Source organism: Amycolatopsis sp. NPDC033938, from assembly GCF_055575975.1.
This window is the reverse complement of sequence record NZ_JBVIRO010000001.1, coordinates 706,935-718,289: the sequence shown is the minus strand read 5'-3', so window position 1 is coordinate 718,289 and position 11,355 is coordinate 706,935. Positions and strand designations below refer to the sequence as shown.

The window sequence follows — 11,355 nt, the reverse complement described above, 5'->3', positions numbered from 1 at the left end:
GGCGCACCGTATGAAGGGCGCCGGACCTGCTCCCAGCCGGGAAGGGTTCAGGTGGTGGTATGGCGGGTGATTCTCGCGGTTGACCGCCTGCTGTGTCCCGCGACCGGAACGGCGAAGATCCGGGTCGGTCGCGACTGTGAACAGCGACGAACGCGGGCATCTGGAGATGCGCTCGACAATTCTCGCGCATTCGGCGTCACTCGTGCCTGTTTCGGGTTCGCGGCCTCTTCGACCGCCTCGGCAGTGCCGGACGCCGGCCCGTTGATCGCGGCCGACCGGTGATCAGAGCAAGACAACCTCGGTAATCCTGGGTGCGGCCACTTCGAGTGGCCGCACCCAGGCATATCCGGGCCTCTCCGGCTACGCTTCCCTCGTGCGATTCGACGAAGGCGCGGGCCTGGACACTTCCGAAGTCGAGGACCTGCGCGGCGGCGGTGGCGGTGGCGGTATCGGCGGCCGGGTGGCACTCGGCGGCGGCGGGCTCGGCGTGGTCGGCCTCGTCATCTACTTCCTGCTCTCCCAGTTCGGCGGAGTGAGCCTCAACCCGTCCTCCGGCGGGCTCGGCGGCCTTGGCGGCGTGAGTTCCGGGCAGCAGATGGACAACACGTCGCTGGAACGGGAATGCAAGACCGGCGCGGACGCGAACCGGAACCACGACTGCGCGATCGTCGCCATCATCAACTCGATCCAGGACTACTGGGGGAGCGAGTTCCAGCGGTCCGGGTCGACCTACCGCAAGGCCGTCACGAACTTCTTCAACGGCGGCGTGAACACGGCCTGCGGCAACGCGACGTCGGACGTCGGGCCGTTCTACTGCCCCGGTGACTCGGAGGTCTACATCGACCTCGGGTTCTTCAACGAACTCCGCACGAAGTTCGGCGCGGAGGGCGGGCCGTTCGCGGAGGCGTACGTGCTGGCGCACGAGTACGGCCACCACGTCCAGAACCTGACCGGCGTCTCCAAGAAGGGCACCGGAAGCGGGCCGACTTCGGGATCGGTGCGGCTCGAACTGCAGGCCGACTGCTACGCCGGCGTCTGGGCGAACCACGCCACGACCACGCCGACCGAGACCGGACGGCCGCTGATCAGCGAGATCAGCCAGGAAGACGTCAATTCCGCGCTGGACACGGCTTCGCGCATCGGTGACGACTACATCCAGTCCAAACTCGGCGGCGGCCGGGTCGACGAGTCGAAGTTCAGCCACGGCACGTCGGCGCAGCGGAAGAAGTGGTTCACCACCGGCTTCCAGACCGGGCAGCCCGCGCGGTGCGACACCTTCGCGACCAACAGCCTGGGCTGATTCCGGTCCTGAACGCCAGGAAAGGACCTTTCCTCGCAAATTTTGCGAGGAAAGGTCCTTTCCTGGCACTTGAGAGAGCTACTACGCGGCGACTGTGCCGTGGTGGTCGTCAGCCTGCACCGAAGCCGTCATGCTCCGCTGCGCGGACCGCTCGGCCGCGCGAACGGCGGTCGGCTTCGCGGCCGTGCCACCCGGGACACCGTTGATGTTCTCGGTGCTGATCGCGTACACACCCAGCGCCCAGGCGACGGCGTCCGAGTTGCGCTCGAGCGCGACGCGGTCGACGTTGCCGAGGTTGTCGCAGGCCTGGTGGTAGCACTTGTCGTAAGGAACGTCGGCGCTACCGCCCCACTTCGCCGCCTGAGCCGCGGTCTTCACGCCTTCGGCGCCGGTGAACAGGCCACCCGCCGGGATGCCGACGGCGATGAACCGGCCGTAGTCCGAACGACCGGTGAAGTCCGTGCCCTCGACCGGGACGCCCTTGCCCTTCTCGAGGTAGTCCACCAGGGTCTTCTCGAGCTGCGCGGAACCGTACGGGCCCGCACCCGCGCCGACACCGTCGGAGTTGTCACCGTCGTAGGCGAAGTACGCCGCGTTCGGCGAGCCGATCATGTCGTAGTTGAAGTACAGCGCGATGTCGAGCTGCTGCTCGAAGCTCAGCGAGTTGACGTAGTGGGTCGAGCCGACGAGCCCGAACTCCTCGGCGCTCCACCAGCCGAAGCGGACGGCGTTGTTGACCTTGGGCTTGCTGCCCAGCTGGAGCGCGGTTTCCAGCAGCGCGGCGGAACCGGTGCCGTTGTCGTTGATGCCGGGGCCCTCGGTGACGCTGTCGAGGTGGGAACCGAGCATCACGACGTTGTCCTTGCGCCCGGTCTTGGTCTCGGCGATGACGTTGTAGCTGGTCCGCGCCTCCTGGAAGGCACGCAGGTCGAGGGTGACCGAGGCGCCGTTCTTGGCGGCGAGCGCCTGGCCATCGGCCTGGGTGATGCCACCGGTCGGGATCTTGCCCGCGGCCGGGTCGCCCAGGGTGCCGTTGACCGGGCCGGGGACGTTGTTGTAGATGATCGCGCCGACGGCGCCGGCCTCGGCGGCTGTCGCCTGCTTCTGCGCGAAGGAGCAGCCGCCGCGCTGGATCAGCGCGATCTTGCCGGTGACCCCGCCGGCGTAGTCGGCCGCCTCGCAGCCGCTGGTGTCGTCGACCGGGACCACCGCGAGCGGGGCGGTGATTCCGCCCGTGGGCGTCGACGGGCTGTAGGACATGATGATGATCGGGACGTCGGCGCCCGCGACCGTCAGCTTCTCGGCGAGGGTTTCCGCGTAGGTGAAGGGGAATTCCTGCCGGGTGACGGTGTACCCGGCCTGCTCCAGCTTCGTGGCGACGTACTCCGCGGACCGCTTGTGGCCCTCGGTGCTGGCGGCGCGACGGCCGCCGTTCGCGTCCGAGATCCGCTGCAGCGCGATCAGATGCCGGTTGACGTTGTTCACGTCGACCTTCGTGACGAGCTGCTTGGCCAGCGCGGGTCCGTCGATCCCGGTGACGGCGGTGGCGGAGGGAGCCATCCCGACCGTGAGCGCGGCGGTGGCCATCACCACGATCGAGGGAACAATGCTTCTTCGCGAATATGACATGAGCGTCACCTTTGTGTGGTTTGTGCCACAGGTCAACCGACGTTCGGCGGACTTTACGACACCGGGATAGGGTCGTTTGTATGTATGCGATCACCATCCGTGAGCCCGGCGATCCCGACGTTCTCGAATGGACCGAAGTGCCTGATCCGGTAGCGGGCGAAGGCGAAGTGGTCATCGAGGTCGCCGCGAGTGCGGTCAACCGCGCTGACCTGCTGCAACGCCAGGGCCACTACCCTCCCCCGCCGGGTGCCAGCGAAATTCTCGGACTGGAATGTTCGGGCACGATCGCCGAAATCGGCGAAGGCGTCGAAGGATGGCGAATCGGGGACGAGGTTTGTGCTTTGCTCGCCGGTGGCGGCTATGGGCAAAAGGTCGCCGTCCCGGCCGGACAACTGCTTCCGCTTCCCGCCGAAGTCGAATTGCTCGCGGCCGCCGGACTGCCCGAAGTCGCGTGCACGGTTTGGGCGAATGTGGTGATGCACGCCAAATTGTCCGAAGGCGAGGTCCTGCTCGTCCACGGCGGCGCGGGCGGCATCGGCACGCACGCGATCCAGGTCGCCAAGGCACTCGGCGCGACGGTCGCGGTGACCGCCGGATCCCAGGAGCGGCTGGAGAGCTGCCGCCAGCTCGGCGCCGACATCGCGATCAACTACAAGGAGCAGGATTTCGTCGAGGTCCTGCGTGCCGAGACCGGCGGCGCGAACGTCATTCTCGACAACATGGGCGCCAAGTACCTCGACCGCAACGTCGACGCGCTGACCACGGACGGCAGGCTGGTGATCATCGGCATGCAGGGCGGCGTCAAGGGTGAGCTCAACATCGGCAAGCTGCTGGGCAAACGCTGCAGCCTCTACGGCGCGGGCCTGCGGGCGCGGCCGCTGGAGCAGAAGGCGGCGATCGTCGCCGACGTCCGCGAACGGCTGTGGCCGCTGGTGGAGCAGGGGTCGGTGAAGCCGATCGTCGGACAGGTCGTGCCGATGGCCGAAGCGTCGTCCGCGCACCGCGCGCTCGAAGACGGCACGGTATTCGGCAAGGTTCTGTTGGCCGCGAAGTCTTAGCTAGCGGATCTCTTCCAGCACCCGGATGAGCTGATTGACCTCGAAGACGTTCGAGTAGTGCGCGAGGCCGATCCGCACGGCGCCGCCGACTTCGGCGGCGCCCAGCGATCCGAAGACGCCATTGGTGCCGTCGTCGGCGAAGGCGCAGAGCCCTTGGGACGCCAGGTATTCCGCGACCTCGGGCGCCTTCTTGCCCGCGACGGCGAAGGCCAGCGCGGGGATCCGGCGCATGGCGTCGCCGATGACCATGACGTGCCGCAGAGAACGCAGCTCCGTGGACAGTTGCGCCAGAAGTCCCGCGTGGTACGACTTCGCCGAGCCCAGCGACGTCACCAGCCGCTCGCGCCGCGAGCCCATCGCGGCGTCGTCCAACCCGGCCAGATAGTCGATCGACGCGATCAGGCCCGCCAGCAACGGATACGCGTGCGGTCCGAGCTCCATCCGGGCCGGACCGCGCGCGGCCGGGTCGAGCGAGACCGACGGCAGGCGTTCGAGCAGTTCGGGGTCGCGGAAGACCAGCGCCCCCACCGACGGCCCGCCCCAGGCCTGCGCCGAAACCACCATCACGTCGGCGCCGAGCGCGTTGAGGTCCAGCGGCACGAACGGCGCCGCGTACGTCGCGTCGACGACGACCAGCGCGCCGACGCGTTTGGCGAATTCGATCACCGTCGGGACGTCGGGCCGGGTGCCGACCGAACCGGACGCCAGGGTGACCGCGACGGCCTTGGTGCGCGCGGAGACGAGGTTCTCGTACTGCCACGCGGGCAGCTCGCAGGTCTCGATGTCGATCTCGCCCCAGCGCACGACCGCGCCGACGCGTTTGGCGGCGCGGCGCCACGGCGCGAGGTTGGCCTCTTCGTCGAGCCGGGAGACGACGACCTCGTCGCCGATCGTCCAGCGGTCGGCCATCGCGTCGACGAGCCGACGGATGAGATCGGGCGCGTTGGGCCCGAGCACGACTCCGGCCGGGTCGGCGCCGACGAGGTCGGCGACCGCCCGGCGAGCGGCCGTGACAATGCTTTCCGCACGCTGGGAGGCCGGAAACGCTCCGCCCGGTCCGGACACCGGAGCGCGCATGGCCGTGGATACGGCCGAAGCGACCTGTTCAGGTACGAGCATTCCGGCGGCGCCGTCGAAGTGAATCCAGCCGTCACCCAGCGCGGGAAACAACCCACGGATACGAGCGACGTCGAACGCCATGGGGACACCGTACGGACGTGCGGTTTGGCGTTTTACCCGGGGTTGGGTGCCTGACCACGGGGCGCGACGATTCCCGCTACGCTCGGAGACGGCGCCGAAACCACGCTGCGCTTCGCGCCCGACGTAAGCCAGGATGGAGCACATGACCGACCCTGATTTCCGCGAATCGACCACCCCCGGTGACGGCGGCGGAGAGTCCTCACCCCACGTGGTGGTCGTCGGTCCCGACGGCACTCCGGTCGGCACCGCGCGCCTCGCCTCTTCCGGAGAGCAGGGCGAGGGCGGCGGCGAGGAGTCGCTCGGCGACCTCGTCGAAGAACCCGCCAAGGTGATGCGGATCGGCACGATGATCAAGCAGCTGCTGGAGGAGGTCCGCGCCGCGCCGCTGGACGACGCCAGCCGCACGCGGGTGCGCGAGATCCACCAGACCTCGATCCGCGAGCTGGAGCAGGCTCTGGCGCCGGAACTGCAGGACGAGCTGGAGCGGCTGGTCCGGCCCTTCACCGAAAACTCGACGCCGTCGGACGCCGAACTGCGGATCGCGCAGGCTCAGCTGGTCGGCTGGCTGGAAGGGCTGTTCAGCGGCATCCAGACCGCGCTGTTCGCGCAGCAGATGGCCGCGCGGGTGCAGCTGGAGCAGATGCGCCGCGGGCTCCCGGCCGGGCCTTCGGCCGGCGGCGCCCTTGGCGGGCACGGGGCAGGTGGCGGCGAGGCACACGGGCCCGGCCAGTACCTCTGACACCTCACCGGCGCGCTAGGAAAGGTCCTTTCCTGGCAAATTTTGCGAGGAAAGGTCCTTTCCTAGCGCGCGCTGGGGGGCGGGAGTGCCAAGGAGGCCGTGAAGGTCATCACCGACCTCAGTAGCAACACCAGTCGCCACGGCGGCGCGGAAGAAGGTGCGCAGGTCCCCGATGAGCAGGTCCGGCACCTCCAGCCCCGGGAAGTGCCCGCCGCGGTCCAGAGTGGACCAGTGCACGATGTTGTCGGTCCGCTCGGCGAGATGCCGTATCGGGAGGCCGGTGTCCTTCGGGAACACGGCGACCCCGGTGGGCACAGTGGACCTCGGCGGTTCCTCGCCCCAGGCCCCACCCAGCGTGGCGTAGATCCGCGAAGACGAGTTCGCGGTGCCGGTGAGCCAGTAGAGCATCACGTTGGTCAGCAGATCGTCGCGGTCGATCGCGTCTTCGGGAACGTCACGTGAGTCCGAATAGGACTTGAACTTCTCCACCAGCCACCCGAGCTGCCCGGCGGGTGAGTCGGTGAGCCCGTAGGCAAGCGTTTGCGGCTTGGTCCCCTGGATCATCGCGTAGCCCAGCTCGCCGGACCGGAACTCCCGTCCGCGCGCCAGTGCCGCCTCACCTCGCGCGAGTTCGGCGCCGGTGAGCCCTTCGAGATCGGCCTCCGACGACGGCACCGCGTGCGGCAGCATCGTCAGATGCGTGCCGATCACCCGCTCCGGGCACCGGACGCCCACCTGACGCGAAACGAGCGCGCCCCAGTCACCGCCGTGCAGCCCGAAGCGCTCGTACCCGAGCCTCGACATCAGCACCGCCCAGGCGTCCGCTGTCCGGCCGGAACCCCAGCCCGCCTCGGTCGTGGGCCCGGAGAAGCCGAACCCCGGCAGCGACGGCACGACGATGTGGAACGCGTCCTCGGCGTCGCCGCCGTACGCGCGCGGATCGGACAGCGGCCCGATGACGTCGAGGAACTCCACAATGGACCCCGGCCAGCCGTGGGTGAGCACCAGCGGGATCGCGTCCGGCTCGGGTGACCGGGCGTGCAGGAAGTGGATGTTCGCGCCGTCGATGTTCGTCATGAAGCCAGGGAAGCCGTTGAGGCGCTCCTCGTGCGTCCGCCAGTCGTAGCGGAGCCGCCAGTACTCGACGAGTTCCTGGAGGTACCCGAGCGGTGTGCCGAGGCCCCAGCCCACCCCGTCGAGCTCGTCGGGCCAGCGGGTGTTCGCCAGGCGGGCGGCGAGGTCGTCGAGGTCTCGCTGGGGGACGGCGATCTTGAACGGCGTGACGTCTTCGGTCATGAAGCCGACGCTAGGCAGGATCGAGGACGGCTACGGTCCTCAACCTCGGATGATTCGAGACCATCGCCGACGTCGTGGAGGCGCCACCGGCGGTTCCTCCGCGGGTGGCTCGGGCTCCGGCTCGGGGCGGATCACGGGGGCGTAGATGGACTTCGCCAGCTCCACCTTCGCCTTTTTGAAGTTCGCGAGCACCTCGGGTGCGTAACCGCCCGCCTCCGGGCGATCCGGCACCTGGCTCAGGTCTTCCAGCAGGGTCCAGTTGGAGCCGAGCGCGGCCAGGGAACGGTGTTTCGTCGCGTAGTAGTCGGGATGGATCGACACCGCGACCCCCGACGCGCCCGCGGCGGACGCCAGCATGTGCAGGTGGAACCTGGTGGAGATCCAGGTCTGGTGGGGCGCGACCGGGAGCCCGTGGGTCCAGATGTGCGAAAACGGGTAAAACCGGGCGCCGGGCAGTTCTCGCTCGAGAAGTGCGAACACCTCACGGTCGACGCGAGGGACCCCTTCGACGACGCCGACCTTCTCCGGCGGGATCTTCCACGAGCGCAGCATCGAGAGCACCGCTCCCGCCAGCTTGCCGATCCCCACCTCGACGAGGTCGGACTGGAGGCAGAGCATGACCTCGGGGACGTCTTCGGTGGCCTCGTAGAGGTGCGGGCCGATGCCGATGAAGGCGTCGTCGAGCCCCACCGGCACGTCCAGCAGCTCCGCCGAGGCGTCGTCACGGACTTCCACGATCTCGAACCGGTCGGCCAGCGCGCGCAGCAACGGCGCGACGTCGTCGCAGGCGGGCAGCAGGCCCTGCCCCGTCATGGCCGCCCGGCCGCCGGACCGCTCGACGGCCGCGGCGGCGCCCGCCAGAAGACCGATCTGTTTCGGCCAGAGCTTGTTGATGTAGCCACCGCCGACGACATGGACGACGTCCACCTCGGCCAGCAGCTCGATGCCATGGTGCAGCCTCGGCATCATCCCGGGGTTGTGGATGGCCTCCCGGACCCACGCGGCGGCCTGCCAAGGATCCTCGGAAGCGACCTCCCAGCAGAGCCGCCAAAGGGTGTCGGTGAACTTCGCGCGCGGATGCAGCCCGTCGAGCAGCACGGCGGCCGGACCGGGCGAGTGGGTGTCCACCCACACATCCGCGTCCGGAGCCACTTCAGCCAGATGCCGGAGCCAACTCGCGGCAATGAGCTCGTCACCGTAATTGGGGTGACCGACCGGCGCGACGAGGTAGTACAACGCGCGCCGGGCAGGCTCCGAGACCGGAGCCGTACTGTCGGGGACCGGCATTCGTGCATCGTAACGCCGCACACACCGTTACCGGAGCGGGCGCACGAAACCTCGTCCGCCCGGGGTGGCCCAGGCACCGTACGCTCCATCGGTACCCTCGTTCCCGTGCATGCCACCAGCACGGTTCACGCCGCCGACGGTGCTGCGCCGACCTCGGTTCCGCCGATTTCGGACAGCAAGACCTTTTCGCGCGCGTTCGCCGACATCAAGACCGGTTTCGCCGCCAAAGAGCTGTGGGGACACCTCGGCTGGCAGGACATCAAGCAGCGCTATCGCCGCTCGGTGATCGGCCCGTTCTGGATCACCATCAGCCAGGGTGTCATCGCGCTCGGCCTCGGACTCCTGTACTCGCAGTTGTTCCACATGCCGACGGCGACGTTCCTGCCCTACATCAGCACCGGCTTCATCATCTGGGGCTTCATCAGCGGCTGTCTGTCCGAGGGCATGGAGACCTTCATCTCCAACGAGGGGCTGATCAAACAGCTCCCCGCGCCACTTTCGGTGTACGTACTGCGCACGGTATGGCGCCAGACCCTGATGCTGGTGCACAACCTGATCGTCTACGTGATCGTCATCGCGATCTTCTTCACCTCGCTCAACCACGACTACTCGCTGAACACCGGCAACTGCGATCCGGGCTATTCCGGCATCTGCCACCCCGGCATCGGCTGGTACTCGCTCACCGCGATCCCCGGCTTCTTCATGCTCGCCTTGAACGCCGGTTGGGTCACCCTGCTGCTGGGCATCATTTCGACGCGCTACCGCGACATCCCGCAGGTGATCAGCTCGATCATCCAGCTGCTGTTCTACCTGACGCCGATCGTGTGGCCGATCGACCAGCTCATGGCGGGCGGCGCGCGGGTCGACTCCTCGTGGGCACTGCCGTTCGTCCACGGGAACCCGTTGTTCCACTTCATCCAGATCGTGCGCGCACCGCTGATCGGACAGCAAGTCAGCATCAACAGCTGGTACGTGGTGCTCGGCTTCACCGTCGTCGGCTGGATCCTCGCGCTGGTCGCGATGCGTAATTACCGTTCCCGCGTCTCTTATTGGGTGTGACAGATGGTCAGCATTGATGTGCACAACGCCTACGTCGACTTTCCCATTTTCGACGCGAAGACCCGCTCCATGAAGAAGAAGGTGCTGGGCAAGGTCGGCGGCAAGATCGGCACCGAAACCAAGGTGCCGATCATCGAAGCCCTCCACGACGTGACGCTCCAGCTGCGGGAAGGCGACCGGGTCGGCCTCGTCGGCCACAACGGCGCCGGGAAGTCGACGCTGCTGCGGCTGCTGTCCGGCATCTACGAGCCCACCCGCGGTTCGGCGAAGATCTCCGGCAAGATCGCACCGGTCTTCGACCTCGGCATCGGCATGGACCCGGAGATCTCCGGGCTCGAGAACATCATCATCCGCGGCCTGTTCCTCGGGATGACCGCGAAGCAGATGGAAGCCCGCGTCGACGACATCGCGGAGTTCACCGAACTCGGCGACTACCTGCAGATGCCGCTGCGGACCTACTCGACCGGTATGCGCGTGCGCCTCGCACTGGGCGTGGTCACCTCGATCGACCCGGAGATCCTGATCCTCGACGAGGGTATCGGCGCGGTCGACGCGGCGTTCCTCAACAAGGCGAGGGATCGGCTCAAGGCCCTGGTGAAGCGTTCGGGCATCCTGGTGTTCGCCAGCCACTCGGACGAGTTCCTCTTCGAGCTCTGCGATTCCGCCATCTGGATGGACGAGGGGCACGTGAAGCAGCGCGGTTCGCTGCGCGAGGTACTCACCGGCTACAAGGGTCGCGACCCGTTCGAGAACATGAGCCAGGAGACGCTGGAGCGATTCGGCGTCGAGCCCGAGCCGATTGCGACGACGAACGGCGGTCAAGGATGACCAGCGAGACCCGGCAGTTGCCCGAAGGCGCCGTCGTCGGCGTCGTCGTCACGCGCCATCGGCGGGAGCTGCTCGCGGAATCGCTGAAGGTCATCGCCACCCAGACCCGGCCGGTCGACCACCTGGTCGTGGTCGACAACGGGCCGGACCAGTCGGCGCGCGACATCGTCGAGAACTACCCGCTTCCCTTCACCTACCTGCCCTCGCACCGCAACCTCGGTGGGGCGGGCGGGTTCGCGCTCGGCATGCTGCACGCGCTGTCGCTGGGCGCGGACTGGATCTGGCTGGCCGACGACGACGGCCGCCCCGCCGACGAGAACGTCCTCGCGATCCTGTTGGAAGAGGCCGAAAAACGGGATCTGGCCGAGATCTCCCCGGTGGTCACGAACATCGACTCACCGGAGAAACTCGCGTTCCCGTTGCGGCGCGGGCTGACCTGGAAGCGTTCGTCTTCGGAACTGGGCGTCGACTTCCTGCCCGGTATCGCCTCGCTGATGAACGGCGCGTTGTTCCGTGCGTCCACTTTGGACGTCGTCGGCGTGCCGGATCTGCGGCTGTTCTTCCGCGGCGACGAGGTCGAGCTGCACCGGCGCCTGGTGCGCTCGGGGCTGCCGTTCGGCACCTCGCTCAAGACCGCGTACCTGCACCCGGACGGCTCGGACGAGTTCAAGCCGATGCTGGGCGGCCGGTTCCACGCGCAGGACCCGGAGAACGAGGTCAAGCGCTACTACACCTACCGCAACCGCGGGTATCTGCTCTCGCAGCCGGGAATGCGCAAGATCGGCGCGCTCGAAGTGGCGCGGTTCGGGCTGTACTTCATCGGCGTGAAGCGGGATCCGAAGGCGTTCCTGCAGTGGCTCAAACTGGTGCGCCAGGGCCGCAAGGAGAAGTTCTTCCGCTACTGAGACCGGGCTTCAAACGCCATGAAAGGTCCTTTCCTCGCAAATTTTGCAAGGAAA

Annotated in this window: 10 protein-coding genes; 6 read left to right on the top strand and 4 right to left on the bottom strand. The window is 67.8% G+C overall.

Annotated features, from left to right (window positions below):
- The first annotated feature begins 373 nt into the window (after positions 1–373).
- Positions 374–1,300, top strand: coding sequence for a KPN_02809 family neutral zinc metallopeptidase (gene ypfJ / locus ACZ5ZX_RS03475; RefSeq protein WP_465500465.1), 927 nt, complete (start codon positions 374–376; stop codon positions 1,298–1,300).
- A gap of 81 nt (positions 1,301–1,381) precedes the next feature.
- On the opposite strand, the gene ACZ5ZX_RS03470 is transcribed toward ypfJ, so the two are convergent.
- Positions 1,382–2,929, bottom strand: coding sequence for a M28 family metallopeptidase (locus ACZ5ZX_RS03470; RefSeq protein WP_465500464.1), 1,548 nt, complete (start codon positions 2,927–2,929; stop codon positions 1,382–1,384).
- An 80-nt stretch (positions 2,930–3,009) separates the two neighbouring features.
- On the opposite strand from ACZ5ZX_RS03470, the gene ACZ5ZX_RS03465 reads away from it, so the two are divergent.
- The gene (locus tag ACZ5ZX_RS03465) at positions 3,010–3,987 is read left to right on the top strand and encodes an NAD(P)H-quinone oxidoreductase (protein WP_465500463.1); all 978 of its coding nucleotides are present in this window, start codon (positions 3,010–3,012) and stop codon (positions 3,985–3,987) included.
- Here ACZ5ZX_RS03465 and ACZ5ZX_RS03460 read toward each other — a convergent pair whose 3' ends face one another.
- Positions 3,988–5,187 carry a cysteine desulfurase-like protein gene (locus tag ACZ5ZX_RS03460; protein WP_465500462.1) on the bottom strand — a complete coding sequence of 400 codons (1,200 nt, stop codon included), beginning with the start codon at positions 5,185–5,187 and terminating at the stop codon, positions 3,988–3,990.
- Positions 5,188–5,320: 133 nt separating this feature from the next.
- Between ACZ5ZX_RS03460 and ACZ5ZX_RS03455 the strand changes: the two genes are divergently transcribed.
- Positions 5,321–5,926 carry a bacterial proteasome activator family protein gene (locus ACZ5ZX_RS03455; RefSeq protein WP_465500461.1) on the top strand — a complete coding sequence of 202 codons (606 nt, stop codon included), beginning with the start codon at positions 5,321–5,323 and terminating at the stop codon, positions 5,924–5,926.
- A 15-nt stretch (positions 5,927–5,941) separates the two neighbouring features.
- Here the strand turns inward: ACZ5ZX_RS03455 and ACZ5ZX_RS03450 are convergent, their stop codons facing one another.
- Together ACZ5ZX_RS03450 and ACZ5ZX_RS03445 are read right to left on the bottom strand one after the other, a co-directional pair.
- A complete protein-coding gene (locus tag ACZ5ZX_RS03450) occupies positions 5,942–7,222 on the bottom strand; it encodes an epoxide hydrolase family protein (RefSeq protein ID WP_465500460.1) in 1,281 nt (426 codons plus the stop codon).
- Between the two features lie 39 nt (positions 7,223–7,261).
- A complete protein-coding gene (locus ACZ5ZX_RS03445; RefSeq protein ID WP_465500459.1) occupies positions 7,262–8,509 on the bottom strand; it encodes a polysaccharide pyruvyl transferase family protein in 1,248 nt (415 codons plus the stop codon).
- 105 nt (positions 8,510–8,614) lie between these two features.
- Between ACZ5ZX_RS03445 and wzm the strand changes: the two genes are divergently transcribed.
- Genes wzm through glfT1 form a run of 3 tightly spaced genes read left to right on the top strand, consistent with a single transcriptional unit; the run spans position 8,615 to position 11,301 of the window.
- Positions 8,615–9,568, top strand: coding sequence for a galactan export ABC transporter permease subunit Wzm/RfbD (gene wzm / locus ACZ5ZX_RS03440; RefSeq protein WP_465500458.1), 954 nt, complete (start codon positions 8,615–8,617; stop codon positions 9,566–9,568).
- 3 nt (positions 9,569–9,571) lie between these two features.
- Positions 9,572–10,396 (top strand): galactan export ABC transporter ATP-binding subunit Wzt/RfbE, encoded by an 825-nt coding sequence (gene wzt, locus ACZ5ZX_RS03435; protein ID WP_465500457.1) that lies wholly within the window; start codon positions 9,572–9,574, stop codon positions 10,394–10,396.
- A complete protein-coding gene (gene glfT1 / locus ACZ5ZX_RS03430; protein ID WP_465500456.1) occupies positions 10,393–11,301 on the top strand; it encodes a galactofuranosyltransferase GlfT1 in 909 nt (302 codons plus the stop codon). The genes wzt and glfT1 overlap by 4 nt, the downstream gene beginning before the upstream one ends.
- Positions 11,302–11,355 lie beyond the last annotated feature (54 nt).

Excerpts from the sequence above, each read along its gene's own strand:
- ACZ5ZX_RS03470 (WP_465500464.1), bottom strand. The coding sequence starts at position 2,929 with ATGTCATATTCGCGAAGAAGCATTGTTCCCTCGATCGTGGTGATGGCC.
- glfT1 (WP_465500456.1), top strand. The coding sequence starts at position 10,393 with ATGACCAGCGAGACCCGGCAGTTGCCCGAAGGCGCCGTCGTCGGCGTC.
- ACZ5ZX_RS03445 (WP_465500459.1), bottom strand. The coding sequence starts at position 8,509 with ATGCCGGTCCCCGACAGTACGGCTCCGGTCTCGGAGCCTGCCCGGCGC.
- ACZ5ZX_RS03465 (WP_465500463.1), top strand. The coding sequence starts at position 3,010 with ATGTATGCGATCACCATCCGTGAGCCCGGCGATCCCGACGTTCTCGAA.
- wzt (WP_465500457.1), top strand. The coding sequence starts at position 9,572 with ATGGTCAGCATTGATGTGCACAACGCCTACGTCGACTTTCCCATTTTC.
- ACZ5ZX_RS03450 (WP_465500460.1), bottom strand. The coding sequence starts at position 7,222 with ATGACCGAAGACGTCACGCCGTTCAAGATCGCCGTCCCCCAGCGAGAC.
- ACZ5ZX_RS03455 (WP_465500461.1), top strand. The coding sequence starts at position 5,321 with ATGGAGCACATGACCGACCCTGATTTCCGCGAATCGACCACCCCCGGT.
- ACZ5ZX_RS03460 (WP_465500462.1), bottom strand. The coding sequence starts at position 5,187 with ATGGCGTTCGACGTCGCTCGTATCCGTGGGTTGTTTCCCGCGCTGGGT.